This window comes from Lentzea sp. NBRC 105346, from assembly GCF_030269605.1.
GTDB lineage: Bacteria > Actinomycetota > Actinomycetes > Mycobacteriales > Pseudonocardiaceae > Lentzea.
Genome location: NZ_BSTQ01000015.1, coordinates 121,952 through 148,469 on the forward strand (window position 1 = coordinate 121,952; position 26,518 = coordinate 148,469).

25 protein-coding genes are annotated in these 26,518 nt (G+C 69.4%); 13 read left to right on the top strand and 12 right to left on the bottom strand.

Going from position 1 to position 26,518, the window contains the following annotated elements; all coding sequences use genetic code 11:
* Nucleotides 1-30: 30 nt before the first annotated feature.
* Nucleotides 31-990 carry an ABC transporter substrate-binding protein gene (locus tag QSK35_RS29125; protein WP_285750737.1) on the top strand — a complete coding sequence of 320 codons (960 nt, stop codon included), beginning with the start codon at nt 31-33 and terminating at the stop codon, nt 988-990.
* On the opposite strand, the gene QSK35_RS29130 is transcribed toward QSK35_RS29125, so the two are convergent.
* Together QSK35_RS29130 and QSK35_RS29135 are read right to left on the bottom strand one after the other, a co-directional pair.
* Nucleotides 983-1,660 (bottom strand): SDR family oxidoreductase, encoded by a 678-nt coding sequence (locus QSK35_RS29130; RefSeq protein ID WP_285750738.1) that lies wholly within the window; start codon nt 1,658-1,660, stop codon nt 983-985. The two genes, QSK35_RS29125 and QSK35_RS29130, sit on opposite strands and share 8 nt — an antisense overlap.
* The gene (locus tag QSK35_RS29135) at nt 1,657-2,475 is read right to left on the bottom strand and encodes a DMT family protein (protein ID WP_285750739.1); all 819 of its coding nucleotides are present in this window, start codon (nt 2,473-2,475) and stop codon (nt 1,657-1,659) included. The genes QSK35_RS29130 and QSK35_RS29135 overlap by 4 nt, the downstream gene beginning before the upstream one ends.
* A 62-nt stretch (nt 2,476-2,537) precedes the next feature.
* Between QSK35_RS29135 and QSK35_RS29140 the strand changes: the two genes are divergently transcribed.
* From QSK35_RS29140 to QSK35_RS29155, 4 genes are all read left to right on the top strand, one after another.
* Nucleotides 2,538-3,539 (top strand): FecCD family ABC transporter permease, encoded by a 1,002-nt coding sequence (locus QSK35_RS29140; protein ID WP_285750740.1) that lies wholly within the window; start codon nt 2,538-2,540, stop codon nt 3,537-3,539.
* The gene (locus tag QSK35_RS29145; protein WP_285750741.1) at nt 3,536-4,471 is read left to right on the top strand and encodes a FecCD family ABC transporter permease; all 936 of its coding nucleotides are present in this window, start codon (nt 3,536-3,538) and stop codon (nt 4,469-4,471) included. Before QSK35_RS29140 ends, QSK35_RS29145 begins: the two co-directional genes overlap by 4 nt.
* Nucleotides 4,472-4,568: 97 nt before the next feature.
* Entirely contained in the window at nt 4,569-5,357 is a 789-nt protein-coding gene (locus QSK35_RS29150; protein ID WP_285750742.1) for an ABC transporter ATP-binding protein, read from the top strand.
* A gap of 40 nt (nt 5,358-5,397) precedes the next feature.
* Complete coding sequence (locus QSK35_RS29155; protein ID WP_285750743.1) at nt 5,398-7,323, top strand: galactosylceramidase; 1,926 nt, start codon at nt 5,398-5,400, stop codon at nt 7,321-7,323.
* Here the strand turns inward: QSK35_RS29155 and QSK35_RS29160 are convergent.
* The 3 genes from QSK35_RS29160 to QSK35_RS29170 are packed head-to-tail and all read right to left on the bottom strand — an operon-like array spanning nt 7,320 to nt 11,885.
* Nucleotides 7,320-8,780 (bottom strand): AfsR/SARP family transcriptional regulator, encoded by a 1,461-nt coding sequence (locus tag QSK35_RS29160; RefSeq protein WP_285750744.1) that lies wholly within the window; start codon nt 8,778-8,780, stop codon nt 7,320-7,322. The two genes, QSK35_RS29155 and QSK35_RS29160, sit on opposite strands and share 4 nt — an antisense overlap.
* Nucleotides 8,777-10,693, bottom strand: a complete 1,917-nt coding sequence (locus tag QSK35_RS29165) for an endo-beta-N-acetylglucosaminidase (RefSeq protein WP_285750745.1) — start codon at nt 10,691-10,693, stop codon at nt 8,777-8,779. The genes QSK35_RS29160 and QSK35_RS29165 overlap by 4 nt, the downstream gene beginning before the upstream one ends.
* 16 nt (nt 10,694-10,709) lie before the next feature.
* Nucleotides 10,710-11,885, bottom strand: a complete 1,176-nt coding sequence (locus QSK35_RS29170) for a CaiB/BaiF CoA transferase family protein (protein ID WP_285750746.1) — start codon at nt 11,883-11,885, stop codon at nt 10,710-10,712.
* Nucleotides 11,886-11,985: 100 nt separating this feature from the next.
* Here QSK35_RS29170 and QSK35_RS29175 point away from each other — a divergent pair, with 100 nt between their 5' ends.
* The 3 genes from QSK35_RS29175 to QSK35_RS29185 all read left to right on the top strand — a co-directional run bounded on the left by QSK35_RS29175 (nt 11,986) and on the right by QSK35_RS29185 (nt 15,879).
* On the top strand, nt 11,986-12,843 hold the full coding sequence (locus QSK35_RS29175) for an alpha/beta hydrolase family protein (protein WP_502881739.1): 858 nt from the start codon (nt 11,986-11,988) through the stop codon (nt 12,841-12,843).
* Between the two features lie 85 nt (nt 12,844-12,928).
* Nucleotides 12,929-15,367 carry a LuxR C-terminal-related transcriptional regulator gene (locus QSK35_RS29180; protein ID WP_285750747.1) on the top strand — a complete coding sequence of 813 codons (2,439 nt, stop codon included), beginning with the start codon at nt 12,929-12,931 and terminating at the stop codon, nt 15,365-15,367.
* Nucleotides 15,368-15,402: 35 nt separating this feature from the next.
* Nucleotides 15,403-15,879, top strand: a complete 477-nt coding sequence (locus QSK35_RS29185; protein ID WP_285750748.1) for a hypothetical protein — start codon at nt 15,403-15,405, stop codon at nt 15,877-15,879.
* A 67-nt stretch (nt 15,880-15,946) separates the two neighbouring features.
* On the opposite strand, the gene QSK35_RS29190 is transcribed toward QSK35_RS29185, so the two are convergent.
* The 3 genes from QSK35_RS29190 to QSK35_RS29200 form a co-directional block, all read right to left on the bottom strand.
* A complete protein-coding gene (locus QSK35_RS29190; RefSeq protein WP_285750749.1) occupies nt 15,947-18,439 on the bottom strand; it encodes an ABC transporter permease in 2,493 nt (830 codons plus the stop codon).
* 23 nt (nt 18,440-18,462) lie between these two features.
* Complete coding sequence (locus tag QSK35_RS29195; protein WP_285750751.1) at nt 18,463-19,245, bottom strand: ABC transporter ATP-binding protein; 783 nt, start codon at nt 19,243-19,245, stop codon at nt 18,463-18,465.
* Between the two features lie 71 nt (nt 19,246-19,316).
* Entirely contained in the window at nt 19,317-20,309 is a 993-nt protein-coding gene (locus QSK35_RS29200; RefSeq protein ID WP_285750753.1) for an LLM class flavin-dependent oxidoreductase, read from the bottom strand.
* Nucleotides 20,310-20,357: 48 nt separating this feature from the next.
* Here QSK35_RS29200 and QSK35_RS29205 point away from each other — a divergent pair, with 48 nt between their 5' ends.
* The 5 genes from QSK35_RS29205 to QSK35_RS29225 are packed head-to-tail and all read left to right on the top strand — an operon-like array spanning nt 20,358 to nt 22,958.
* A complete protein-coding gene (locus QSK35_RS29205; RefSeq protein WP_285750754.1) occupies nt 20,358-20,609 on the top strand; it encodes a GNAT family N-acetyltransferase in 252 nt (83 codons plus the stop codon).
* A gap of 32 nt (nt 20,610-20,641) precedes the next feature.
* Nucleotides 20,642-21,637 carry an MBL fold metallo-hydrolase gene (locus tag QSK35_RS29210; protein ID WP_285750755.1) on the top strand — a complete coding sequence of 332 codons (996 nt, stop codon included), beginning with the start codon at nt 20,642-20,644 and terminating at the stop codon, nt 21,635-21,637.
* Nucleotides 21,638-21,639: 2 nt separating this feature from the next.
* Nucleotides 21,640-22,344, top strand: a complete 705-nt coding sequence (locus tag QSK35_RS29215) for a lysophospholipid acyltransferase family protein (RefSeq protein WP_285750883.1) — start codon at nt 21,640-21,642, stop codon at nt 22,342-22,344.
* A 16-nt stretch (nt 22,345-22,360) separates the two neighbouring features.
* A complete protein-coding gene (locus QSK35_RS29220) occupies nt 22,361-22,495 on the top strand; it encodes a hypothetical protein (protein ID WP_285750756.1) in 135 nt (44 codons plus the stop codon).
* Nucleotides 22,496-22,520: 25 nt separating this feature from the next.
* Complete coding sequence (locus QSK35_RS29225; RefSeq protein ID WP_285750757.1) at nt 22,521-22,958, top strand: ClpX C4-type zinc finger protein; 438 nt, start codon at nt 22,521-22,523, stop codon at nt 22,956-22,958.
* 6 nt (nt 22,959-22,964) lie between these two features.
* Here QSK35_RS29225 and QSK35_RS29230 read toward each other — a convergent pair whose 3' ends face one another.
* The 4 genes from QSK35_RS29230 to QSK35_RS29245 are packed head-to-tail and all read right to left on the bottom strand — an operon-like array spanning nt 22,965 to nt 26,505.
* Nucleotides 22,965-23,363 (bottom strand): ChaB family protein, encoded by a 399-nt coding sequence (locus QSK35_RS29230; protein WP_285750758.1) that lies wholly within the window; start codon nt 23,361-23,363, stop codon nt 22,965-22,967.
* A gap of 49 nt (nt 23,364-23,412) precedes the next feature.
* Nucleotides 23,413-23,853, bottom strand: coding sequence for a response regulator (locus QSK35_RS29235; RefSeq protein ID WP_285750759.1), 441 nt, complete (start codon nt 23,851-23,853; stop codon nt 23,413-23,415).
* Nucleotides 23,846-25,363, bottom strand: a complete 1,518-nt coding sequence (locus QSK35_RS29240; protein WP_352244156.1) for a sensor histidine kinase — start codon at nt 25,361-25,363, stop codon at nt 23,846-23,848. The genes QSK35_RS29235 and QSK35_RS29240 overlap by 8 nt, the downstream gene beginning before the upstream one ends.
* Nucleotides 25,360-26,505: a PP2C family protein-serine/threonine phosphatase gene (locus QSK35_RS29245; protein ID WP_285750760.1), complete on the bottom strand. Its 1,146-nt coding sequence runs from the start codon at nt 26,503-26,505 to the stop codon at nt 25,360-25,362. The genes QSK35_RS29240 and QSK35_RS29245 overlap by 4 nt, the downstream gene beginning before the upstream one ends.
* Between the last annotated feature and the right edge of the window lie 13 nt (nt 26,506-26,518).

A 26,518-nucleotide genomic window follows, 5' to 3' on the forward strand; every position in this document is an offset into this window, starting at 1 on the left:
TAGGGTCGCCTTACTGGAACTGGGGGGAAGATGAGAGCACTGATGCTGGTCGCTGTGCTGGCGCTCGCAGCGTGCGGCACGGTCACGGACGTCCCGACCAAAGCCGCTGCGGGCTTCCCGGTGACCGTCGAGCACAAGCTCGGCACCACCGAGATCAAGGCGCCGCCGAAGCGGATCGTCACGCTGGGACTGTCCGATCACGACGCGGTCGTCGCGCTGGGGATCCAGCCGGTCGGCGTCATCGACTGGTTCAAGGAACGGCCCTGGGGCAAGTGGCCGTGGCTCAAGGACAAGATCGGCACGCCGGAGATCGTCGGCGAGCGCGACGAGTACAACGTCGAGAAGATCGCCTCGCTCAAGCCGGATCTGATCCTGGCGCACTACTCCGGCATCAAGAAGGAACAGTACGACACGCTCTCGCAGATCGCGCCGGTCGTCGCCCAGGTGAAGGGCTTCGAGGACTACGGCGCCCCGATGGCGGAGATGGCCCGGCTCACGGCCAAGGCGCTCGGCAAGTCCGCCGAGATGGACAAGATCATCGACGAGATGAACGGACGGTTCAAGGCGGTTCGCGACAAGCACCCCGAGTGGGCGGGCAAGACCGCGATCGTCGCCGATTCCTTCCAGGCGGGCAACTTCGCGGTGTTCGCGAGCCACGACCCGAAGACGAAGTTCCTGCAGGACCTCGGGTTCAAGATGCCCGAGGCGATCCAGAAGGAGATCGGCAAGACGGATGTCGTCGACTTCAGCTACGAACGCCTCGACGTGCTCGAGGCCGATCGGCTGGTGTGGCTGCTGAGCAGCCCGCTGGTGGTGGAGCAGCTGAAGAACGAGGCGCTGTACAAGCGGCTCAACGTGGTCAAGGAGAACCGGGCGCTCTACGTCCCGTACGAGGATCCGCCGGTGGGTGCGTCGATCTCGTTCAACACGGTGCTCAGCATCCCGTATGCGCTCGACCACCTGGTGCCGCAGCTGGAAGCGATCAAGTGAGGTAGTCCTCGAACGTGACGCGGCCTACCGCGCGGCCGGGCGTGAGGTTGCCGCCGTCGCGGTAGGCGCGGAACGTCCGGCCGGGCAGGCGGACCGGTACGACCGGACGCCGCTTCCCGGCGGCGGCCAGGTACGTCCGGGCGAGCTCGGTTGCGGGCCGGACCTCCGGCCCGCCGATCTCCGGGGCCATGCCGGCGGGCGGTCCGGACGCCAGGCGGGCCAGTTCGGCGGCGACCTCCGCCTCCGCGACGGGCTGGAACCGGAAGCCGGGCACGAACATCAGTGGTAGCCGCGCCGAGGCGGCGAAGATCCGGTGCAGCAGCGAGTGGAACTGGGTGGCGCGCAGGATCGTCCATGGGACGTCCGACGACCTGATGAGGTCCTCGGCCGCGAGCTTCTGCCGGTAGTAGGCGAACGGCACGCGGTCCACGCCGACGATCGAGATGTAGACGAGGTGGCGTGGCCTGGCGGCGAGAACGGCGCGCGCCATGTCCACCTCGCGGCGGAACGACGTGGCGCAGTGCACGATCGTGTCGGCTTCCAGCGCGGAAAGGCCGGTGCCGCGCAACAGGTCCGTGCCGGTCGATCGGGACACCGCGCGGGCGTCCGGCAACGCGCTCACCACGTGCCGGCCGAGCGCGCCCCGGCCGCCGGTCACCACGATCGTCATGTGACCACTCTGGACCGGTGGAACTGTGCCAGCACGATGATTCCGGTCACCGCCACGGCACCGCTGGCGATCAGCGCGATCTCGGTCCCGAGCGACGCGCCCTCGGTCTCCTCCAGCAGCTCCATGCCGATCCACGACGCGACGATCGGGTTCACCACGGTCTGGCCGGCCACGACCAGGTCGGCCGGCCCGCTGGAGTAGCCGAGCTGGATGAACCACGCGCCGACGGCGAACGCGATCAGGAGTGCCGCGAAGGACAGCCACGGGATATGCGGCAGCGCGGTGGTCACGTCACGTACCAGCACGGACACCAGTCCGTAGGCGGCGCCCGCACCGACAGCGAACGCCAGGCAGCGGATGGTGCCCGTCTGGAACGTGGCGATCATGCCGAACACGAACACCGCCGCGGCCACCAGCTGACCGGCCTGCAGCACCACTTTCTCGGGGACGTCGGTGGGCACCGCCGAGCCCGCCGCGATGGCGACGAACGTGGCGACACCGCCGGTCGCCGCGGCCACCGCGACAGCGAAACGTGGGGTGAAACGCCGGACGTCGATCATCGCGATGATCGGCAAGGACAGGACTGCCAAGGGCGCCACGACGGTGACCGGGGCGAGCCAGAACGCGAGGATCTGCAGGATCGCGGCCACGAACAGCACCGAGAAACCCAGCAGCCACCGGCGGCTGGCGGCCAGCCGGTAGGCCCGGCGCAACGTCAGCTCGCCGACGTCTCGCACACCCGCGTGTTGCAGCGCGGCGCCGAGTGCGCTGCACACGGCGCCGAGGACCGCGCATCCGATCGCGAGCCCGACCACATATCCAGCGTAATGCCGGCCTTTTGATACGGTCGGCCTCGCCTGATCGACAGGGGGAATCGATGGGTGTCGGACGCGTCACCAAGGGCGCGGGCCTGGGGGCCGGACTCGTAGTACTGATATTGATGTGCCTGCTCAGCGTGTGGGTGGGCTCGCGTGACATCTCGTTCTCGGCGACGTGGCACGTGTTGTGGAGCGACGACGGGTCGGTCCAGGCGCTGGTGATCCGCGACCACCGGGTGCCGCGCACGATCACCGGCCTGCTGGTCGGCGCCTCGCTCGGGCTCGCCGGCGCGTTGATGCAGTCGTTGACGCGCAACCCGCTCGCCGATCCAGGGCTGCTCGGCGTGGAGCACGGCGCCGCGGCCGCCGTCGTGGCCGGCATCGCGTTCCTGGGCGTCGGGTCGATCACCGGATACCTGTGGTTCGCGCTTGCCGGTGCGTTGCTGGCGTCGCTCGCGGTCCACGGGCTCGGGGCGGCCGGCCGCGCGGCGTCGCCGGACCGGCTGGTGCTCGCCGGTGCGGCGATCAGCGCGGTGCTACTGGCGTTCATCTCCGCGATGCTGCTGCTCGACCCGACGACGTTCGCGACGTTCCGGTTCTGGAACGTCGGCTCGATCGCCGGACGCCAGATGGACGTCGTGGCGCGCATCGCCCCGGTGATGATCGCCGGGATCCTGCTCGCGCTGGGACTGACGCGCCCGTTGAACGTGCTGGCGCTCGGCGCGGAGACCGGGACGGCGTTGGGGCTGAACAACAATCGGATCCGGGTGCTCGGCGGGGTCGCGATCACGTTGCTGTGCGGGGCGGCGACCGCCGCGGCCGGGCCGATCGCGTTCGTCGGGCTGACCGTGCCGCACGTCGCGCGCGCGTTCGGCGGTTCGGACAACCGTTGGGTGTTCCCGTACTCGATGGTGCTGGCGCCGATCCTGTTGCTGGCGGCCGATGTGCTGGGCCGGATCGCCGCGCGACCGGGCGAGGTGGAGGTCGGGATCGTGACGGCCGTGCTCGGCGCGCCCGTGTTCATCGCCCTGGTGCGCCGCCGGAAGTTGGCGCGCCTGTGACACGGGTTCTGCTTCTGCTCGCTCTGCTCGCGGTCGGTCTCGTGACGCTGACGACCGGTGACGCGCCGGTCTCACTGTCCGAAGTGGTCGCTTCCCTGACCGGACAGGGGGATCGCGCGTCGGACTTCATCGTGCTGCGGCTGCGTCTGCCGCGCGTGTTGTGCGCGATCCTCGTGGGTGCGGCACTGGGTGTGGCCGGCGCGCTGCTGCAGTCGTTGACGCGGAACCCGTTGGGCAGCCCGGAGATCGTGGGACTGACGAGCGGTTCGGCGACCGGCGCGATCTGCGTGATGTTCTTCCTGCACGGCGGGATGACGGCGATCGCGCTCGGGGCGTTCCTCGGCGGCCTGCTGACCGCGTCGGTGGTCTACCTGCTCGCGATCCGGCGTGGCGGGCAGCTCGTGCTCGTCGGCATCGGGGTGTCGTTCGTGCTCGTGGCGGTCAACCACTTCCTGATCACGCGGGCGTCGGTCGAGGAGGCGCTGGTCGCGCAGGCGTGGCTCGTCGGCGGGCTGAACCTCCGGACGTGGGGCCAGGTGACCGCGGCCGGCGTCGGTGTCGCGGTGCTGCTGCCCGCCGCAATGCTGTTGTGGCGGCGGTTGACGTTGATGGAGATGGGCGACGAGATCGCGCAGGGGCTCGGCGTCGACGTCCCGCGGTCGCGGTTCCTCGTGCTGGGCACGAGCGTCGCGCTGGCCGCGGTGGCGACCGCGGCGGCGGGACCGATCGGGTTCGTCGCGCTCGCGGCCCCGCAGCTCGCCCGCAGGCTGGCGCCGGGAGTGCTCGCGGCGGCGTTGATGGGCGCGTTGTTGTTGCTGGCCAGCGATCTGCTGGTGCTGCGGATCTTCTCGGTGCCGCTGCCGGTCGGGATCATGACCGGCGCGATCGGCGGCCTGTACCTGGTGTGGATGTTGTGGCGGAGGACAGCGTGAACCGGCGGTGTGGGGAGAGCCTCACGTCGGCCTGCGACTTGCGGGCCGTCGCGGCCGGCGGTTCATACCTGGTGTGGATGTTGTGGCGGAGGACTGCATGACCCGGCTGCGCGGGGAGAACCTGACGCTCGCCTACGACTCGCGGACCGTCGCCGAGTCGTTGACCGCGACCATCCCGGACGGGTCGTTCACCGTCATCGTGGGACCGAACGCGTGCGGCAAGTCGACGTTGCTGAAAGCGTTGGCGCGCATGCTGAAACCCGTGCACGGCACGGTGCTGCTCGACGGTGCGGCGATCACGTCGTATCGCTCGAAGGAGGTCGCGCGCCGGCTCGGGATGCTGCCGCAGACGGCCACCCCGCCGGGTGGCATCACGGTGACCGAACTCGTCGCGCGCGGCCGCTACCCGCACCAGGGCCTGCTGCGCCAGTGGACGCCCGCGGACGAGGCGGTGGTGTCGGAGTCGATGCGCAAGACCGGTGTCGACGACCTGGCCGACCGGCTGGTCGACGAACTCTCCGGCGGGCAGCGGCAACGCGTGTGGCTCGCCATGGTCCTCGCGCAGCAGACCGGCATCCTGCTGCTCGACGAGCCCACGACGTTCCTGGACATCGCGCACCAGCACGAGGTGCTGGACCTGTGCGCGGACCTGCACGAGTCCGGCGGCCACACGCTCGTCGCGGTGCTGCACGACCTGAACCAGGCATGCCGCTACGCGACGCACCTGATCGTCATGAAGCCCGACGAGGGCATCGTGGCCACGGGTGACCCGTCCGCGGTGATCACCGCCGACCTGGTGGAGGACGTGTTCGGGCTGCCGTGCCGCGTCGTACCGGACCCGGAGACCGGCACGCCGCTCGTCGTCCCTCTCAAACGCAGACGCTGATTCCATCCACATTCCATCGGGCCTCGCGAGTGTGCGCCCCATGTGGGCTCTCGTCTCCTCACTCGTGCTGGCGCTGGCCGTTCCCGTCGCGGCCGACACGTCGATCACCCTGGATCCCGCATCGCCCGGCCGGACGTTCGACGGCGTCGGTGCGATCAGCGGTGGTGGTGGCAACTCGCGGCTGCTGTACGACTACCCGGAGCCGCAGCGCGGCCAGATCCTGGACTACCTCTTCAAACCGGGGTACGGCGCTTCGTTGCAGCTGCTGAAGGTCGAGATCGGCGGCGACACCAACTCCACGGACGGCGCCGAGCACAGCCACATGCACGCGCCGGGCGACCTGTCGTGCGACCGCGGCTACGAGTGGTGGCTGATGGAGCAGGCGAAGGCCCGCAACCCCAGGATCAAGCTCGCCGCCCTGGCGTGGGGCGCGCCGGGCTGGGTGGGGACGTTCTGGAGCGACAAGACCATCGACTACCACATCAAGTGGCTCGACTGCGCCCGCTCGCGTGGCCTCACGATCGACTACATGGGTGGGTGGAACGAGAAGGGCTACGACAAGGCCTGGTACCAGAAGTTCCACAAAGCCTTGCGCGCCAACGGATACAAGGCGCTGGTCGTCGGCGACGACGGCAACAAGGGCTGGGGCGTCGCCGACGACATGGTCGCCGACCCGGCGTTCGCCGCGTCGGTCGACGTGGCCGGGATCCACTACTCGTGCGGCTACCAGGGCACGGACAAGGGCAAGAAGTGCCTCGACAGCGCCAACGCGCGATCGCTCGGGAAACCGTTGTGGGCCAGCGAGACCGGCTCGCAGGACCTGAACACCGGCGTGTTCGCGTCGGTGCGCAGCTTCAACCGCGGTTACATCGACGCGCGCATGACTGGGTACTTCAACTGGCCGCTGGTCGCCGCGATCACCCCGAACCTGCGGTGGAGCACGACCGGCCTGATGCTCGCCCGGCAGCCGTGGGCCGGCTCGTACGAGGTGGGCAAACAGGTCTGGGGGATCGCGCACACCACGCAGTTCACCGCGCCCGGCTGGAAGTACCTCGACCAGGCCTCGGGGTATCTGGGCGGCAACCGGGACAACGGCAGCTACGTGTCGCTGCGGTCCGGCACCGACTACAGCACCGTCATCGAGACGATCGACGCCACGGCGCCGCAGAAGGTCGACTTCTCCGTGGCCGCGGGGCTCAAGCGCGGCAAGGTGCGGGTCTACGCCTCGGATCTTCGTTCGAACAATCCGGCTGACCACTTCGTGCGGCAGGCCGACATCACGCCCGTGGGCGGGAAGTACTCGCTGACCGTGAAGCCCGGTCATGTGTACACGATCAGCACTCTCACCAAGGCGGGCAAGGGCACGGCCGCGGGGCTGCCTCCCAAGCCGCTCGCCCTGCCATACCAGGACAACTTCGACTCCACCCCGTTGGACAAGCAACCCCGCTACCTCGCCGACATGGACGGCGCGTTCACCGTGGTGCCCTGCGGGGCGGGGCGGTGTGTGCGGCAGGTGATGTCGCAGGCACCGATCGTCTGGCGCAACGGCAAACGCAACCCGTCCGCGTTGCTGGGCGACGTCACGTGGACCGACTACACCGTGTCGACCGATGTGCTGCTGGAGCATCAAGGGTTCGTCGAGCTGCAGGGCCGGGTCGGTACGCAGGGCCTGTCGCCGGACCGCGTGAACGCGTACTTCCTGCGCGTCACCGACGGCGGCGCCTGGTCGTTGCTGCGATCGGACACCACGCCGAAGCTGACGACGCTCGCCTCCGGAACCGTTGCCGCGCTGGGCATCGGCAAGTGGCACAAGCTGGCGATGACCTTCAAGGGAACGTCGATCACCGCGTCGATCGACGGCTCGCAGGTCGCCGCGGTGACCGATGGCGCTTACGCCGCCGGTCAGGTGGGGATCGCGGTCAGCCAGACGATCAACGCGCGGTTCGACAACCTGCGGATCGGCTAGGTGAGCCGGGCCAGGCTCGCCGACACGAGCCGGACACGGTGCCGGTTGCCGGTGAGCTTGGCCAGTCGCGCGCTGCGCCGCAGGCAGGACGTGCCGCGGGACCGGTCGCCGAGCCCCAGGTACGCCTCGCCCTGCAGGTGCAGTGCGGCGCTGGCCAGCACGGACGAGCCGATCGTCCGGTGCATGTCCATGCTCTGCTCGCACAGGTCGACCGCGGAGGTGAACGCACCGCGCCGCACCGCGACCAGCGCGAGCGTGTCGAGCGCGATGGACCGGTCGGCGGGCGAGCGGCAGAGCTTCAGGTGGTCGTCGGCGAGCGCGGCCGCCGAGGCGAGCAGGCCGCGTCCGGCGCGGATCATGCTGAGGTTGTTCATCGCCCGAGCGATGCCCGCGGTGTCGCCGAGCAGGTCGAACAACGTGAGCGCGTGGCTCACCTGCGCGTCGGCCTGCACGAGCTGTCCGCGCAGGTAGGAGACGCCGCCCAGTTCGAGCATGCCCTGCGCGGCGGCGTGGTCGTCCTCCTGGGTGGAGGCCGCGGCGGCGAGCCTGCGCTGGTCGTCCCAGTAGCCGCGGCGGTGGGTGAACGCCCGCAGCGCGGTCGCGAGTGCCGCCGCCACGGCCGGATCCTCGGAGGCAACACCGGCGTCGACGATGGCCTGCCGCCGGTCCTCGAGCCACGCCAGAGCCTCGTGGTAGGTGCGGAATCGCTCGCTGCGACCGCGGCCCGGTCGCAGGAGCAGGTCGGCGTCCCGGACGCGTTCGAGGTAGTGGACCGCGAGGTCCGGTGCGGCCAGCGTGCGCTGGTGCGCGCGGCGCAGTTCGGGACCGGGGGAGACGCCGAGGTCACCGGCCAGTACCTGTTCGGCGTCGCGGTACACGGCGACGGCCTCGGTCCACAGACCGGACTGGCGCAGCGCGGTGATCTGCAGCGCCCGCAGGCGTTCCCGGTACGGGTGGGCCGCGACGAGCCGGGCCAGCTCGGGCGTCCAGTCCTCGTCGCGCGCGAGCCCGTCGGCGATGCGCTGTTCCAGGACGCTCAACCGGCGCTCGGTGAGCCGGACGCGTTCCGCCGCGGCGAACGGGCCGGGGACTCCCTCGAGCGGGCAGCCGCGCCACAACGCCAGCGCGTCGTCGACCCGCCCGGCGGTCAGGAGCTCTTCGAACACGTAGACGTCCACTTCGGACGGTTCCAGCCGCAGCAGGTACCCGGTCGGGGTGGACATCACGACCGCGGCCGCGGCGCGCCGTTCCCGGCCCGGCTCGATCAGGCGGCGCAGGCGGGCCACGTAGGTGGCGACGAGGTTCGCCGCGGTCGGCGGAACCTCCTCGCCCCACACGCCGTCGATGATCTCGTCCCGCGACACCGGCTGGTTCAGGCGCAACGCCAGCATCGCGAGCACCGCCCGTTGCTTGGCGGGCCCGAACACGGTGTCCGGGCCCAGCAACCGGACGATCATGTCAACGCGACCACAACCGGTGCCGAAGCGGCGAACGCCTCGCTCACCGACAGCACCTCCAGCGTCACGGTCTCCCCGGCGGCTTTCGCTACAGCCGGCACGAAGTAGGCGTCGTTCGGCGTGCCGCCGAGGAACGTCCTGGTGCCGTCGGAGTTGCGCCGGTACACGCGGTACTGCCGCGGCGGGGTCGCGGCGTGCGTCCATGTGAGCCGGACGGCCGCCGTGGTGGCGTTGGTCTGGCTCACCTGCTCGATCTTGACATTCGACGGCGACTGAACCGGTTGCGGCGCCGAGTCGTGCACGCCCAGCCGGCCGACGTACACCGTGAACGGGCCGCTGGGCAGCACGCGCAGGCCGATCTCGGTGAGCTCCTTGCCCGCGTGCCCGGTCAGGGGCACCGTGACACGTTGCCAGCCGGAGCCCTTCGACTGACCGACCGGGATGGTGATCGGCGCGCCACCGAACCGCAGCACCACCTGCAGCCGGGACGGTCCCGCGACGACCGAGTGGAACACGAGCTCCAGCCGGCTCGCCGCGCTGAGCTTCAGGTTCGCCGCGAACAGGCGGAGGTCGGCCGCGGCGGTGACGTCACCGGTGAGCTTGAGCGAGGTGCCGCCGTCGTAGGGGTTGTCGAAGTCGAGCGACGGCGTGAGCCCCCGGCCCTCGACCGTCCACCGCCACGTGGGCAGGACGTCCTGCAACGACAGGTTGTTCCACGGCGACGTGCTCAGCACCTGGCCGCCCACGGCGAACTTCCGGCCGTGCCCGGTGTTGAAGTTCGTGACGAACGGCAGCGTCGTGATCGGCGTCAGCTCGGTGACGTAGTGCGCGATGCCCTTCCACGAGGCCACCGATACCGTGTTCGACGGATCGCCGTTCGGGCCGACCCAGAACCGGTTGTCGCGCGCGTAGAAGTCCGCGACGCTCGATGACGACTTGAAAGTCCACTCGGGACGGTAGAATCCGAGGGAGACCGTGTGCGGCTTGCCTTCGGGGAAGACCGAGCTCCAGCCGACGTTCGTGTTGTACCCGCTGGACTCCACGTCCACACCGGCCGCGAGGTCGTACGGGTCGCGGCCGAGCTGCTTCGCGAGCGCGGCCGAGTTGTTGAGACCGTTGGCGCTCCACCAGAAGTTGAGGAACATCTCGTCGCTGCGCTCGAAGAACATCTGGTTCTGCGCGGTCAGCGCGTTCTGCCAGCTGACGCTGCCGGACTTCGTCATCGCGTCGTACCAGATGATCCGCAGGCCGCTGGCCTTCAGGTAGGTGACGAAGTCGCGCATCTGTTCTGCCAACGCCGCGTCGCCGCCGGAGGTCTCCTGGTTGAGGAACCAGCCGTCGAACCCGTGGTGCCGCGCGACCTGGATCATCTTGTCCGCGACGGGGAAGCGATCCCCGTTGCGCTGCACCAGATCGCGCACCCACTGCAGCTGTCCGCCGTAGACCGTGGGCGGCAGGAAGACGTTGCCGATCACACGCACGCCGTTGCGGTGCGCGGCGTCGGTGACGGTCGGGTTGGGCGCGAGGATCAGGCCCTCGGACGCGGAGCCGCCCCAGAACACGAGCTCGTCGATGTACTGCCAGTAGTTCGTGGCGTAGTAGTTCACGTCCAGCGAGCCCTGCGCCGGGTTGCCGCTGGTGGGCGCGTACGCGACGAGCGCCTGCACGCGGGCCTCGCCGGCGTGCGCGTGGGCGTTGGCGCGGCGGGCCGGCACGACGCGCTTGGCCAGCGGCACCGTGCTCCGGTTGTAGCGCGCGTCGGGGTCCGTGCTGGGGTTCCAGTTCAGCAGCGTGCTGGGGTGCCAGTAGGACGCATAGGGCTGCGCCGCCGGGGCGGCGGCAGCGGTCTGGGGGAGCAGCGTGGACAGTGCCGCGGTCCCGCCGAGGATCAGGAAGTGTCTCCGTGTGGCCACGCGCTCACAGTGATGTTCAGACCAATCGGTCCGGTACCGCCGCTGCGGTGACTCCATCGGACGACAATTGACGGATCTGCTGCGCTGGGTAACCGAGTTCGGCCAACACCTCGTCGTTGTGCTCACCGAGGTACGGTGCGTGCCGCCGAATGGACGCCGGCGTTTCCGAGAATTCCACGGGTGTCGGCACGACGCGGACCGTGCCCTCGGTCGGATGTTCCATTGTGTCCAATCGAGACACCACGTCGTCGAGATCCGTGACCCGGCCGAACGGGATGCTCTTCGTGGCGCACAACGCCTCCCACTCGTCGGTGGTGCGTTCGAGCGCGAGCTTCTCGACGACGTCGTAGAACGCCTCGAAGTGCTGGTACAGCGCGTCGCTGGAGGAGAACCGCGGATCGGTCGCCAGATCGGGCCGCCCGGCGACGTGGAAGAAGTCGGCCACGTTGCGCGGCCCGTACATCGCGATGCACGCCATGCCGTCCTTGGTCCGCACCGGCCGGTGGTTGGGTGCCAGCGACCGCGGGAAGCCGAACGGGCCGTGCCGCGGTTCGAACGTGTCGCCGCCGAGGTGCTCGACGAGGTTGAACGCCAGCATGGTGTCCGTCATGGGCACCTCGATGCGCTGTCCGCGGCCGGTCTTACCTCTGTGCAGCAACGCGGCGAGCACGGAGTAGGCGATCGTCAGCGAGCTGACCTTGTCCGCCACGATGGTCGGCACATATCCGGGGGTGCCGGATTTCCGGCGCATCAGGTCGACCGTGCCCGAGGCGCCCTGCACGATCTCGTCGTACGCGGCGCGGTCCCTGAGGTCGCCGCTGAACCCCTGGGCCGAGCAGTAGACGAGCCGCGGGTTGTCCAGCTGCTCGTAGGACAGCCCGAGCCGGTCCAGCGCCTGGGGCCGCAGGTTCGTGACGAGCACGTCCGCGGTGTCGATCAGGTCCAGCATGACCTTCAGTCCGCGCGGGTCCTTGAGGTTGAGCCCCACCGACCGTTTGTTGCGGTTCACGCCCAGCACCAGCGACGACATGCCCCGGCTGCGGTACGGCGGCGGGACGCGCAGCGTGTCGCCGGCCGGTGCCTCGACCTTGATCACGTCGGCGCCGAGGTCGCCGAGGATCTGCGTCGCGTAGGGCCCCATCACGACCGTCGAGAAATCGATCACCCGAATGTCATCCAAAGATCCGTGCACATTGAAAACTTAGCTTCCCGATGTGTATCGAAACGCGCTAGTTTCGATGTGCCGCCGCATTTGGTTCCCTGCGACCGATGAGGTGTACACAGTGGTGCACATCAGACCAGGTGGATTCTGGGCAGCGCTCGTCACCTTGGCGCTCACCCTCGCGCCCCTCCCCGCCTACGCGGCGGACAACCCCTATGAACGCGGCCCCGCACCCACGGCCGCCGCACTGGAAGCCGCCCGCGGCCCGTTCGCCACGGCCACCGCGATCGTGGCCCGGCAGTCCGGGTTCGGCGGCGGCACGATCTACTACCCGACCAGCACCGCCGAGGGCACGTTCGGCGCGGTCGCGATCTCACCGGGCTACACGGCGTCGCAGAGCAGCGTCGCCTGGTACGGCCCGCGGCTCGCGTCCCACGGGTTCGTCGTCATCACCATCAACACGCTGTCGGTCTACGACGACCCGGACAGCCGCGGCAGGCAGCTGCTCGCCGCGCTCGACTACGTCGTGAGTTCTTCGACGGTGCGCAGCCGGGTGGACGGCACGCGGCTCGGCGTGATGGGCCACTCGATGGGCGGCGGCGGTGCCCTGCGCGCGTCGGTCACGCGGCCGGCCCTGCAGGCCGCGATCCCGCTCGCCGGCTGGCACTCCACCAAGAACTGGTCGGGCGTGAAGGTGCCGACCATGGTCGTCGGCGCGGAGAGTGACACGGTCGCCCCGGTGTCTTCGCACTCCGAGCCGTTCTACAACTCGATCACGGCCGCGCCTGACAAGGCGTACCTGGAGCTGAAGGGCGCGGGCCACTCGGCGCCGAGCACGCAGGGGCCGAACGTGACGATCGGCAAGTACAGCGTCTCGTGGCTCAAGAGGTTCATCGACAACGACACCCGCTACGACCAGTTCCTCTGCCCACCTCCGCGCCCCGACTCAAGGATCTCGGAGTACCGAGACACCTGCCCCCACGCCTGACGGTAGAACTCACCCTGCCGGAAGGTGGGACTCGCGACTATCCGCGAGTCCCACCTTCCCGCACCCCGTGTCCCACACTGGTGGTGTGGACGGGAGATTCGTGGGGCGGGCGCGTGAGCTTGAGCTGTTGCGTGCTGCTCGCGGGCGCGTCGTGCTCGTCGTGGGTGAGGCCGGGATCGGCAAGTCCGCCCTGGTCGCGCACCTCGACGCCGTCGTCGGACGGGCCGTCGCCGACGAAGGTGCGCCCGAGTTCTGGCCCTGGCTGCGTGTGCTCGACGGCGTGGGGCTGAGCCGGGACCTGCTGACCGTCGACCCGCTGCCGGGGGAGTCACGGGCGGCCGCACGGTTCCGCGCCATCACCCGGTGCGCCGACGAACTGCGCGGGACCGCACACACCATCGTCCTGGAAGACCTGCACTGGGCGGACGACGCCTCGATCCGCCTGCTGGCGCACCTGTCCATCGAGGACGGACCGACGGTGATCGCGACCAGTCGCGAAATGATGGACGTGCCGAACGCGCGGATCGTCCGGCTGGGACCGTTGAGCCTCACCGACGTCGCCGAGTACGCGGGCCCGCAGCACGCCGAAGAGTTGTTGCGCCGCAGCGGAGGCAACCCGCTGTACCTGCGCCTGCTGTCCACAACGGACTCGAACGACGGCGAGCTGGCCCACCTCGTCAAGGCGCGGCTCGAACCCCTGCGGAAGTCCACAAGAGAGCTGCTCGACCGGGCAGCGGTCGTCGGCGACGACGTCGACCTCGACCTGATCGGAGAAGAGGGGCTCGACGAGGCGATCGCCGCCGGCCTGCTCACCGACGACCCGGCGAGCCCGCACACCGTCCGCTGGTCGCACACGCTGCTGCGCGAGGCGGTCTACGACGCGTTGCCGCGACGTCGAAGGATCGAACTGCACCGGCAGCTGGCCGAGCGGACCACGGGCACCGACCGCGCCCGGCACCTGCTGCGGGGCGGCACGAAGGAGGAGGCACGGGCCGCGTGCCGGGAGGTCGGCTGGTTCGAACGCGCCCTGCCGCTCGCCGACACCGACGCCGAACGCGCCGAGCTGCACCTGGACATCGCCGAGCAGCTGTACCAGGAAGGCCTGGTCATGAAGGCGCTCGACCACTGCGAGCGCGCGTCGGACCTCGGCGATGCCGACGTGACAGCACGGGCGGCGGTCGTGGTGCGGGACGTGCAGGGCGAGGCGGTCGACCGGATCGTGGCGCTGTGCGTCCGGGCGCGGGAGCTGCTCGGCGACGAGGACAGCGCCCGGCACGCCAAGGTGCTCGCCCAGCAGGCGAAGCTGCTCGCCGACACACGGGGGCGCGCGCACGTCCGGCCGCTGACCGCGCGGGCACTGGAGATGGCCGACCGATCGGGCGATCCCGACGCGATCGTCTCCGCCATGAAGGCGCGTCTCCTGCTCGTCGACAGCGTCGCGGAGGTGCTCCAACTGGGCAGCCGCATGATCGCCACGGGCAAGCCGGAGAACGCGCTGTGGGGCCACGCGTGGCGGATCGACGGGTCGTTCTGGCTCGGCGCGATCGACCAGATCGACGCCGAGCTCGCCGAGCTGGGCGGGCTCGCGGACCGGATGCGCTGGCCGTTGGCCCGCTGGCACCACACCAGGTCGAGGGCGGCGCGGGCCGAGCTCGTCGGCCGGTTCGCCGAGGCGGAACGGCTGGCGCTGGAGTGCCGCGACATCGCGATGGGCATCGAGGACGGGTCCGCGATCGGGCTGTTCTACTCGTTCACGCAGCAGCTGGCGCGGTTCACCGGCGACTTCGACAAGTACGAGCTGCCCGAGCACATGGCCGAGATCGCCATGTACCTCCCGATCTACCTCAGCGCGAACGCGATGGTGTCGGTGGCGAAGGGCGACCGCGACGCCGTCCGGTTCGCCTACGAACGCCTGTGCCCGATGATTCCGACGATGCCCGACGAGCTGCGGTGGCCGAACACCGGCATGTTCACCGCGCAGGTGGCGCTGTGGCTGGGCGAGCTCGAGTTCGCGCCGCTGCTGTACGACAACCTGCTGCCGCTCAAGGCGTACTACGCCAACCAGTCGCCCGGCTGCGAGGGCTCGGTGAGCCGCGTCCTCGGCATGCTCGCCGCCGCGCTCGGCCGCACCGAGGATGCCGTCGCGCACCTGAACGATGCCATCGCGATGGAGAAGCGCATCGGCGCCCTGCCGTTCCTCGCCATGGCCCAGTTCGAGCTGGCCAAGGTGACCAGGCGGGACGAGCTGCTGGAGTCCGCCGTGCGCATCGCGCGCCACCTCGGGATGAAGCCGCTGGTGAAGCAGATCGAGGCGCTGACGGCGATCCCGCTGACGGCCCGCGAGCAGGAGATCGCGCTGATGCTCGCCGACGGACTGGCGAACAAGGCGATCGCGGCGAAGCTCGTGCTGTCGGAGCGGACCGTCGAGACGCACGTGCGCAACCTGCTGCTCAAGCTCGGCCTGGAGAACCGGACCCAGGTCGCCGGCTGGGTCGTACGTAGTGGACTTACGTGGTCGCACTGAGGTGCCCGGCCCCGCGGATCCCGAGCATTGGCCACATGTTCGCCACCATCAAAGACATCGCACAGATTCCGGACGGTGCCCACCGCCTCCAGCAGGTGGGTACGGGAGACAGGACGATCCTCGCGTTCTGGGCGACCGAGCAGGACGCCAAGGAGGCCTCGGACCAGGTCTACGAGGTCGAGGACACGATCACCGGCCCGTCGGCGGGTGGTCCGCGCGTCTGCTGCACGCTCGTGTTCATGGACGGTCCGCTGAGCCAGGAGCGGTGGGATGCCGGCGCGTTCGCGCACGAGCGGCGCATCAAGCCGTTCCTGGAGGGCTACGACGGGTACGTCGACGGCTGCGTGCTGGTCGACAAGGTGAAGCGGTCCGCCGTCGCGGTCGGCTTCGCCACGTCGTTCGAGAAGGCCGACGAGATCGGCAAGGCGGTCAACTCGATGGAGCTCGTGCCCGGCGAGGACCCGGCTCTCCTCACCGGCCCCGACCGAATCGAGCTCTACCGCGTTCTCTGACCGAGGGGTGCCGTTATGGCCACCTTCACTGCGTCCAGCGCAGTGAAGGTGGCCATAACGGTGGTTCCTACTCGTAGGCGATGGCGTCCAGGACGTTGAGGCGGGCGGCGCGGATCGCGGGCAGGATCGCCGCGACCACACCGACCACCGCGGCCACCACCAGGTACTGAACCATCGTCATCCACGGGAACCCGAGCTCCGTGATGCCCTCGTCCTTCAGCGCCGCGACGGTCGCGACGCCGAGCGCCGTACCGACCGCGATGCCGAGCACCGCGCCGAACACCGAGATGACGATCGACTCGACGGTGATCATCCGCATCACCTGGGCGCGCCTCATACCGATGGCGCGCAACAGGCCCAGCTCGCGGGTCCGTTCGATCACCGACAACGCCAGCGTGTTGATCACGCCCAGCACCGCGATGATGATCGCCAGCGCCAGCAGGATCTGGATCATCAGCAGGACCGTGTCGAACTGCGAGGTCTGCTGCTTCACGAACGCGCTGCGGTCCTGCACCGAGACCTCGGGGTTGTCCGCGAAGAACGGCTCGATGGACTTCTGCACGTCCGTGACCGACGCGCCCGAGTTCACCTGTACGAACGCGTTGTTCAGCTGCGGGATCCGCAGGTGCTCGATCGCGCTCGACGACAGCACCATCCCCTGCATCACCTGAGACTTGGCCCAGACGAACGCGACGGTGAACGTCGTCGCCTCACCCTTGGCCAGCTGGATCCTCATGGTGCTGCCGAGCTTCAGGTTCTTCTGCGTCGCGTAGTCCTCGCTGATCGCCATCTGCGTGGCGCCGAGCGGTGCGAACGTGCCTTCCTTGGCCTGCAGCCCGAACTGCTGCTGCATCGCGAGCACGTCCGTGACCGAGGAGACCCAGGACTGCTCGTCGTTGACGAGCGCGGGCTCACCCGCGAAGCCGAACGCCGAGCGCACGCCGGGCTTCGCCTTGATCTTGTCGATCGTGTCGACCGCGAAGTGGGCCGACGTCCCGTCGGCGCCGGTCTCGCCGGAGATGATCAGGTCGGAGCGCACCTGGGTGTCGGCGAGCTTCGTGATGGACGCCGTCGCGGACGTCAGCACGACGCTCACACCGGTGATCAGGGCGATGCCGACCATCAGCGCCGCGGCCGTGATCGCGGTCCGGCGCGGGTTGCGCGCCGAGTTGCGCCGGCCCAGCAGGCCCGGCATCGACCACGACAGCAGGCGCCCGATCAGCGACACCATGGGGCGCGACACCAGCGGCGTCAGCAAAGCGACGCCGACGAAGGCCGCCAGCACACCGCCGAAGATCAGCACCAGGCTCTGCTGGACGAACCCGAATCCCATCGCGGTGCCACCGGCCGCGAGGATCAGCGCACCGGCCACCGTCGGCCGGGTGAGCGGACGGTCCGGCGTCGCCGCCTCCCGCATCGCCGCGACCGGCGCGATCCGCGACGCCCGCAGCGCGGGCATGACCGCCGCGATGAGAGTCACCACGATGCCCACCGCGAACGACGAGATCACCGCGGACATCGGCAGGCCGATGCCGGCCAGCTTGAGGTTGCCGCCGCCGAACGTGGCGAAGAAGTTCGCCAGCAACGCACCCACACCGAAGCCCGCGCCGAGGCCGACGACGGACGCGATCAGGCCGATCACGAACGCCTCCAGCACGACCGAGCCGATGACCTGTCCGCGGCTCGCGCCCATCGACCGCAGCAACGCGAGCTCACGGGTGCGCTGCGCGACGATGATGGAGAACGTGTTGAGGATGATGAAGATGCCGACGAACAAGGCGATCCCGGCGAACGCCAGCAGGATGTAGTTGAAGAACTTCAGCCCCTCCTGGATCTGGTCGGCCTGGTCCTTCGCGAGCTGCGTGCCCGTCTTCACCACGTAGTCGCCGCCGAGCTCGGAGCTCAGCCGGTCGCGCAGCTGGTCCTGCGACGTGCCCGCGGCGGCGGTGACCTTGATGTCGGTGAACGTGTCCTTCTGCCCCAGCAACAGTTGCTGCGCAACGGGTTCGGTGAACCCAGCACTCAGTTCACCGCCGAGCGAATCACGGCCGCCGGGGTAGCCGAAGATTCCAGCGACGGTGAACTTCTTCTTGGGCTCCAACGTGATCAGCTCGATCTGGTCGCCCACCTTGAACCCGCCGGTGGACGCCAGGAATGCGTTGATCGTGACCTGGGTGTCGGTCTTCGGGCCGGTGCCGTCGCGCATCTCGATCTGCGACTCGTCACCGGTCCACGCGAAGCCAAGGCGCGGCGCGCCCGCGGTCGTGAGGACCTTGCCGTTCTTGCCGATCGCCCGCGCGGAGCCGTTGACCTGCCCGACCGCCTTCTCGACACCGTTGACGGCCTCGACCCGGTCGACCATCGTCGCCGGCAGCGTGCCCGGCGAACCCGCCTTCTCCTTGGCGGTGACGGAGACGTCCACGCCGGAGTAGACGTTGGTGAACAGGTCGGTGAACGAGCGGTTCAGCGTGTCGGTGAGCACGAACGAGCCGGACACGAACATCACGCCGAGCACGACCGCCAGCGCGGACAGCACCAGACGGAGCTTGCGTGACAGCAAACTCTTCAGTGTGGCTCTTAACATCACTGCGCCCCGACAAAGGCGTCGAGGTGCTTCATCGTCTCGAGCACGGCGTCCGCGGTCGGGTCCAGGATCTCGTTCACGATCAGGCCGTCCGCCAGGAAGATGACGCGGTCGGCGTAGGACGCGGCGTTCGGGTCGTGCGTCACCATGACGATCGTCTGGCCGAACTCACGCGCCGACTTCTGCAGGAATCCCAGCACCTCCGCGCCGGAACGCGAGTCCAGGTTGCCGGTCGGCTCGTCGGCGAACACGACCTCCGGCCGCGAAACCAACGCGCGGGCGCACGCCACGCGCTGCTGCTGGCCACCGCTGAGCTGGGTGGGCCGGTGGCTGAGCCGGTCGCGCAGGCCGACCGTGTCGATCACGGTGTCGAACCACGCGCGGTCGACCTTCCGGCCGCCGATCGCCAGCGGCAGCGTGATGTTCTCCTCCGCCGTCAGCGTGGGCAGCAGGTTGAACTGCTGGAAGACGAACCCGACCTGGTCGCGGCGCAGCTCGGTGAGTCCCTTGTCCTTCAGGCCCGTCACCTTGGTGTCGCCGATCCACACCTCGCCCTTGGTCACATCGTCCAACCCGGCAAGGCAGTGCATGAGGGTCGACTTGCCCGAACCGGACGGCCCCATGATCGCGGTGAACCGCTCGCGTTCGAACTCCACGCTCACCCCCGCGAGCGCGGTCACGGCGGCGTCGCCGGACCCGTAAGACTTCCACACGTCGACGGCACTGGCCGCGACTCCGGACGTTCCCACCTGAGTGCCCCTCTCAAAGACGTTTCGCCACATCTTGCTTGCTGCGCTTCGAAACCGAGTCGGGAACAACCCGGATAGGACCCTGGACTACTCGCCGTGCCCGGTCACGTGCGGGCAGTGAGGCGGGGGAGGACCTCGGCGCCGAACAGCCGAATCGTGTCCACAACGGACTCGTGCGGCATGCCTCCGATGTCGGCCATCACGAGATGCGTGTCGATGGTCAGCTCGGCCTGCAACGTGTTGAGCCGATCCGCCACCTGCGCCGGATCCCCGCAGATCGCCGCCCCGGCAAGGATGAGCTCCAGGTCGATCTCGCCGTCCCCGCGCCACGGATCGGCGAACCGCGCGTACTCGCCGAGGTGCGGCCACCACCGTTCTCGTGCGTTCTCGTGCGCCACGAACACGTGGCTGGGGACGCCGACGCGTCCGTTCGGGTGCAGCTCGCGGTACCGGCGCACTACGTCTTTGTAGATCAGGGGATCCCTGAGGGTGCTCGGCAGCATCAGCGGCAGGCCGAGCTCGGCGCCGAGGTCCGCGCTCACCGCGCTGCCGCTGCCCATCCACACGGTCGGGTGCGGCGTTTGCACCGGACGCGGTGTCGTCGTGACCTCGGTGAGGTGGCCGCGGAACCTGCCGTCCCACGTGACCTTCGGTTCTCCCAGGAGCTTCAGGAGGAGCCTCAGGTGTTCCTCGAACCTCGGGCGTAGTTCCTGGGGGTTCACTCCGAACGCCGCGTGGGTCTGCTGGTCTACGCCGCGTGCCACGATCAGTTCGGCCCGGCCGTTGCTCAGCACGTCCAGTGTCGCCAGGCTTTCGGCCACCAGCACGGGGTCGTGGTGGGCGAGCAGGGTGACGCCCGTGGACAGCCGCAGCCGCTCGGTCCGCGCCGCGATCGAGGCCAGGAGCAGCTCGGGGGCCGATACGACGTAGCGGGTGAAGTGGTGTTCGCCGATGGCCACACCGGTGAAGCCCGCCTCCTCGGCGACGACGGCCTGCTCGACCATGGCGCGCAGGCGGTCGGCCTCGGAGACCTGCTCGCCCGTGCACGGGTTCGGCAGGTGGTCGCCGAGGATCAGCAGGTACACGTCGGTGCCCATGCCACGATGATTCCAGGGGAAGGCAGTCAAGGTGATCAGGAGCCGCCGATGATCGTCGACAACCCGGAGAAGACCCGGTTCGAAGCGTGGGAGGACGACGAGCTCGTCGGCTTCCTCGACTACCGCAAGGTCGGCGACAAGACGGTCCTCGTGCACACCGAGAGCCTCGTCGAGGGCAAGGGCATCGGCAGCCGGCTGGCGAAGCACGCGCTGGACACCCTCGACGACGTGGTGGTGCAGTGCCCGTTCATCAAGAAGTACTTGGAGAGGCACCCCGAATACCGTGTTACCGTCGAGTAGATAGTTGCTGACGCTAACAACGGGGTGGCGGTATGCGGGACTGGACCGAACCGGGCGCGCACGAGGTGGCACCCGGTGTGCACCGCATCCCCCTGCCGCTGCCCAATGACGGGCTGCACGCGGTCAACGTCTACGCGATCGAGGACGGCGAGGGGCTCGTGCTCGTCGACTCCGGCTGGGCCCTCGCCGAGGCCCAGGACCAGCTGGAACGGGCACTGAACACGCTCGGCCGGGGATTCGAGGACGTCACCCGGTTCCTCGTGACGCACGTGCATCGCGACCACTACACGCTGGCCGTGCACCTGCGCCGGTTGTACGGCAGCAAGATCGCGCTGGGCATCGGTGAGCAGCCGTCGCTGGAGCGCGTGCTCGCCGGGCAGGCCGAGACGATGCTGACCGAGCTGTACACGTGGGGCGCACCGCATCTCGCGCAGACGTGGGCGAAGCTCATCGAGCAGATCGACCGCGCGAAGCTGCTCGAGGACTACGACCGGCCCGACGAGTGGCTCGGCGCCGACGAGATCGGGCTGGAGAAGCGCGTGCTGCGCGTCATCCCGACGCCCGGCCACACGCGCGGCCACGTGGTGTTCGCCGACGAGCAGGCCGGACTGCTGTTCTCCGGCGACCACGTGCTGCCGCACATCACGCCGTCCATCGGCTTCGAGCCGGTGCGGCCCGAGCTGCCACTGGCCGACTACCTGGAGTCGTTGCGGATCACCCGGAACCTGCCCGACATGACGCTGCTGCCCGCGCACGGGCCGGTCGCGGGGAGCGTCCACGCGCGGGTTGACGAGCTGCTGCTGCACCACGAGGAACGCCTGGTCGCGATGCGTGAGGCCGTGCGCGGCACCGCCTACGAGACGGCCCGCAACGTGGGCTGGACGCGCCGGCAGCGCAAGTTCGACGACCTCGACCTGTTCAACCAGGTGCTGGCGGTCGGTGAGACGGCGGCGCACCTCGACGTCCTGGTGAAACGTGGTGAACTGACCGCGAAACGGATCGACGGCGTGCTCGAATATCAAGCGTGACGATGTTCGAGCTCGCGGCGCTGACGCCGCGGTTGCCGCGGCGCGGGCGGGGCTTCTGGTTCTCGCTCGCGATCGACGCGCTGTGGCCGATCGTGGTGCTGTTCGTGCGGATGCGCATGGCGGGCAGGCACAACGTGCCGTCGAACGGCGGCGTGATCCTCGCCGCCAACCACCTCTCCAACGCCGACACCGTGTCGACGGTCGTGTTCACCCTCGCCTCCGGGCGGGTGCCGCGCATTTTCGCCAAGGCGAGCCTGTGGCGGATGCCGGTCGTCGGCTGGATCATGCGGTCCGGCAAGCACATTCCCGTACAGCGCGGGACCGAACGCGCGGCCGAATCGCTCGACCTCGCGGTCGCCGCGCTGGACCAAGGGGAGTGCGTCGGCGTGTTCCCCGAGGGCACGTTCACCCGCGACCCGGACGGCTGGCCGATGAAGGCGAAGTCGGGCGCGGCCCGGCTGGCGCTGACCAGCCGCGCGCCGGTGATCCCGGTGGCGCAGTGGGGCACGCAGCACATCACGCCGCGCGGCAAGGTCGTCCCGAGGTTGCTGCCGCGCAAGACCGTGCACGTCGTCGCGGGCCCGGCGGTCGACCTGTCCGACCTCTACGACCAGGAGCTCACCCGCGAGGTGCTGGACGAGGCCACCGAACGGATCATGGCCGCGATCACGACCCTGTTGCGCGGCATCCGGTTGAGCGAATCCTGACGGGGTAGCCACAGTCATGACTACTCCGCAGGAAAACGTGAGGCCCGGTGGTGCAGGACTGTGGGCTCCCGTTGTGCCCGAGCAACGGGACTCGCAGGAGTGGGTGAGCCAGGAGGACGAGGACGAGCTCATCGTGAAGAGTGTCGACTGAGGGGGTGTCTAGCTAGACTAGACACATGACGCTCGACGACGAGTTGCTCCGGCAGGCACGCGCGGCGTCCACCAAGTGGTCCGCCGCCCAGGACACCGCCGAACTGGCCAAGGCCGACTACCACCACGCCGTCCGCAGGCTGCACGCCGCGGGCGGCTCGCTGCGGGAGATCGCCGAAGCGCTCTCGCTCAGCCACCAGCGCGTGCACCAGATCGTGGCCGCCCGGCGCGAGAGCGGGCCGTCGTGCTCGTTCTGCTTCGCCGGGCAGAACCACGTTGCGAAACTCGTCGCCGGGCCGTCCGAGCTCATCTGCGACACGTGCGTGGGCAAGGCCCAGGCCAACGCCACCGGTGACTGTTCCTTCTGCGGGGAGAACGGCCCGGTGTTTCAGCGAGAGGACGCGCGCATCTGCGACGGGTGCGTGCGGCTCGCCGCCGAGGTGGTGGCGGCGGCCGCCCTGTAGTTCCTCCTACGACCGAGCCTCGGCGGTCTTGCGGTCGTTGGCCTTCTCGATGGCCCGCACCAGCTGCTGCTTGGTCATCGTCGACCGGCCGGGCACACCCAGGCGCTTCGCGATGTCGTACAGGTGCTGCTTGGACGCGTTGGCGTCCACACCGCCGGCCGTCGGAACCTCCCGATCACGGGTGCTGCGCGCGGCCTGGCGGTCCGAAGGCCCCTTCTCGCGCTTGGGTTCCCAATGGTCGCCGACCTTCTCGAACGAGTGCTTCAGCGCGGAGAACGCCGTGCGGTGCGCGCGTTCGCCCTCGCCGTAGGTCTCGACGGCCGAGTCGTGAGCCTTGATCCACGTGCGCTGCGCCTTCTTCGACGAGCGTGCGATCGTGCTGGGCAGTTCCTTGGCGCCGGGCATGGTCGCTCACCTCCGGTACCGGGATACCCGCCGCCGGAGGACGTGAACGTCAGCGGGGCAGCTTGACCACGGTGACGAAGAAGTCGTCGATCTGCCGGACGACCTCGATGAACCGGTCGAAGTCCACCGGCTTGGTGACGTAGGCGTTGGCGTGCAGGCTGTAGCTGCGCAGGATGTCCTCCTCCGCCTCCGACGTCGTCAGCACGACGACCGGGATGGACCGCAGCTCCGGATCCGCCTTCACCTCGGCCAGCACCTCGCGGCCGTCCTTGCGGGGCAGGTTGAGGTCCAGCAGGATCAGGCCCGGCCGGGGCGCGTCGGCGTAGTCACCCTGGCGGCGCAGGAACTCCAGCGCCTCGACCCCGTCGCGCACCACGTGCAGCGCGTTGCGGATCTTGTGGTGCTCGAACGCCTCCTTCGTCATCAGCGCGTCGCCGGGGTCGTCCTCGACGAGCAGCACGTCGATCACGTTGAGCGAGGGGTCAGACATCGGTCTCCTCGGTGCCGGATCCGTCGAGTTCCTCGGCGGCGACGGGCAGGGTGAACTGGAAGGTCGTGCCTTGTCCCTCGTCGGTGTTCAACCAGATCGTGCCGCCGTGGTACTCGACGATCTTGCGGCACATCGCGAGGCCGATGCCCGTTCCCGGGTAGGCGTCCTTCGGATGCAGCCGCTGGAAGATGATGAAGATCCGGTCAGCGTACTCGGCATCGATGCCGATGCCGTTGTCGCGGCACGTGAACAGCCACTCGTCGCCGGTACGCTCGGCGGTGATCGAGATCTCCGGGTGCTCGCCGTGGAACTTCAGCGCGTTGCTGACCAGGTTCTGGAACACCGCGCTGAGCAGTGAGGCCTCGCCGCGCACCGCGGGCAGGTCGCCGATCACGACCTGAGCGCCGGTCTCCTCGATGCGTTCGGAGTAGTTCTCGACGACCTGGCGGACGACGTCGTTGAGGTCCACCAAGGTGTGCTCGCGGGTGATCCGCCCGACGCGGGAGAACGCCAGCAGATCATTGATCAGCACCTGCATGCGCTTCGCGCCGTCGACGGCGAAGTCGATGTACTGGTCCGCGCGCTCGTCGAGCTGCCCGCCGTAGCGGCGCTGCAGCAACTGGCAGAAGCTCGCCACCTTGCGCAGCGGCTCCTGCAGGTCGTGCGACGCGACGTAGGCGAACTGCTCCAGCTCGGAGTTGGACCGCCGCAGCTCGGCGGAGTATTCGTCCAGTTTGGACAGTTCCTGCACGATCCGCGCGCGCATCGCGTCGACGTCCTCGCCGAGCATGACCACCTCGCGCGGCCCGTGCGCGTCGATCTCGCGATGGAAGTCGCCGGACGCGACCTCCCGCACCTCGTCGGCGAGCTGCGCCAGCGGCGTGACGACGATGCGGTACAGCACCACCGCGACCGCGGCGATGAGCAACACCAGCAACGTGCCCATGGCGATCGACAGGAGCAGCGCCGTGTTGGCCGCGTCGTCGAGGTCCGCCCGCGCCTGCTGTGCGTCGCGGCTGAGGTTCTGCTGCAACGCCGTGAGCTGCCCGCGGATCTGGTCGAAGATCGCTTTCGCGCGGTCCTGGTCGCCGGCCTGGGCGAGACCGGGACCGGTCGCCCGGACCTGGGCGATCACCGGCTCGGCGTACTCGGCGCGCCACTGCTCGGCCAACGCCTCGATGCGGTCCAGCGAGCCGTTCGGGTCGCCGACCAGCGAGCGCACCCCCGCCTCGGCCGCCGTCTGCTGCTTCTGCCCGTCCAGGTACGGCTGCAGGAAGTCCTGCTCTCCGGTGAGCGCGAACCCGCGCACGCCCGTCTCCTGGTCGAGCAGCGTGCGGCTGAGGTCCTGGGCGTGCCTGCTCGCGGGCTCGAGCTGATCGATGGCCCGCACCCGGTAGTCGGCCGTGCGGCCGAGGGCCACGACCATCGCGCCGACGGTGACCGCCGTCATCAGCACGAGGATGGCGACGGTCGCGACGAGCAGGCGTTTCGCAGGCCAGCGGCCCTTCACGGACGATCCCTCAGCAGCAGTACGGCCATGTCGTCGTCGAGCTCCCCGCCGTTGAGGTCCTTCACCTCGGCGATCAGCGGGTCCAGCCAGTCCGGCCCGTCGGGCACGAGTCTGTTGACGATGTCGCACAGCCGCTCGACACCGAGCCTTTCGGTGTCGTCCGGCACGCGGCCCTCGATGAGGCCGTCGGTGTAGCAGAGCAGCGACCAGCCGGGCGGCAGGTCGATGTCCACGCCCTGCCACTCGTAGTCCGGCAGCACGCCCAGCGGCACGCCGATCCGTGTCTTCGGCAGGTCCACCACCCGCTGGTCCACGATGAGCAGCGGCTCGGGGTGCCCGGCGAGGAAGTAGCGCGCCTTGCGGCGGTCCGCGGAGATGGTGACCATGCACGCGGTCGTGAACAGGCTCTCGGCGTGCCGTTCGGCGACCAGCACCTCGTGCAGCGTCCGCAGCACCTTCTCGGCGGGCTGCCCGGACAACACCAGCGCGCGCCACGCGATGCGCAACGCCACCCCGAGCGCGGCCTCGTCCGGACCGTGCCCGCACACGTCGCCGATCACGACGTGCACCGTGCCGTCGTCGTCCGCGACCACGTCGTAGAAGTCGCCGCCCAGCAGCAGCCGCATCCCGCCCGGCTGGTAGCGCACCGCGAGCCCCAGGTCCGCGTGCTGCAACAGGGGAGGCGGCAACAGGCCGCGTTCCAGGCGGGTCTTCTCCGCCGCGAGGAGCTTCGCCTCCCGCAGCTGCCGCTGCGCCTCCTCGGCGCGACGCCGCTCGTAGGCGTACCGGATGCTGCGCAGCAGCAGCTCCCCGTCCACCTGGCCTTTGACGAGGTAGTCCTCCGCACCCGCGGTGACCGCGTCTATGCCCTGCCGTTCGTCGGTGACGCCGGTCAGCACGAGGATCGCGGGCGGGCTGGGCCGGTCGAGCAGCCGGCGCAGGCCATCCAGCCCGGTGGCGTCGGGCAGCCCCAGGTCGAGCAGGACGCACTCCGCCTCCGCCAGCAGCGTTTCCGCTTCCTGCAGCGTCCGCGCCCGCGTGAGGATGACCGGAGCGCGAGCTTCGTCGAGGAGCGCCTCGACGAGCAGGGCGTCTCCTTCATCGTCCTCGACGAGCAGCACGCGCACGGTTTTCGTTCTCATCGCGGAGGACATT

Coding starts and splice junctions, on each gene's coding strand:
- QSK35_RS29125 (WP_285750737.1), top strand. CDS start 31: ATGAGAGCACTGATGCTGGTCGCTGTGCTGGCGCTCGCAGCGTGCGGC.
- QSK35_RS29130 (WP_285750738.1), bottom strand. CDS start 1,660: ATGACGATCGTGGTGACCGGCGGCCGGGGCGCGCTCGGCCGGCACGTG.
- QSK35_RS29140 (WP_285750740.1), top strand. CDS start 2,538: ATGGGTGTCGGACGCGTCACCAAGGGCGCGGGCCTGGGGGCCGGACTC.
- QSK35_RS29150 (WP_285750742.1), top strand. CDS start 4,569: ATGACCCGGCTGCGCGGGGAGAACCTGACGCTCGCCTACGACTCGCGG.
- QSK35_RS29155 (WP_285750743.1), top strand. CDS start 5,398: ATGTGGGCTCTCGTCTCCTCACTCGTGCTGGCGCTGGCCGTTCCCGTC.
- QSK35_RS29160 (WP_285750744.1), bottom strand. CDS start 8,780: ATGATCGTCCGGTTGCTGGGCCCGGACACCGTGTTCGGGCCCGCCAAG.
- QSK35_RS29185 (WP_285750748.1), top strand. CDS start 15,403: ATGTTCGCCACCATCAAAGACATCGCACAGATTCCGGACGGTGCCCAC.
- QSK35_RS29195 (WP_285750751.1), bottom strand. CDS start 19,245: ATGTGGCGAAACGTCTTTGAGAGGGGCACTCAGGTGGGAACGTCCGGA.
- QSK35_RS29200 (WP_285750753.1), bottom strand. CDS start 20,309: ATGGGCACCGACGTGTACCTGCTGATCCTCGGCGACCACCTGCCGAAC.
- QSK35_RS29205 (WP_285750754.1), top strand. CDS start 20,358: ATGATCGTCGACAACCCGGAGAAGACCCGGTTCGAAGCGTGGGAGGAC.
- QSK35_RS29210 (WP_285750755.1), top strand. CDS start 20,642: ATGCGGGACTGGACCGAACCGGGCGCGCACGAGGTGGCACCCGGTGTG.
- QSK35_RS29215 (WP_285750883.1), top strand. CDS start 21,640: ATGTTCGAGCTCGCGGCGCTGACGCCGCGGTTGCCGCGGCGCGGGCGG.
- QSK35_RS29220 (WP_285750756.1), top strand. CDS start 22,361: ATGACTACTCCGCAGGAAAACGTGAGGCCCGGTGGTGCAGGACTGTGG.
- QSK35_RS29225 (WP_285750757.1), top strand. CDS start 22,521: ATGACGCTCGACGACGAGTTGCTCCGGCAGGCACGCGCGGCGTCCACC.
- QSK35_RS29230 (WP_285750758.1), bottom strand. CDS start 23,363: ATGCCCGGCGCCAAGGAACTGCCCAGCACGATCGCACGCTCGTCGAAG.
- QSK35_RS29235 (WP_285750759.1), bottom strand. CDS start 23,853: ATGTCTGACCCCTCGCTCAACGTGATCGACGTGCTGCTCGTCGAGGAC.
- QSK35_RS29245 (WP_285750760.1), bottom strand. CDS start 26,505: ATGAGAACGAAAACCGTGCGCGTGCTGCTCGTCGAGGACGATGAAGGA.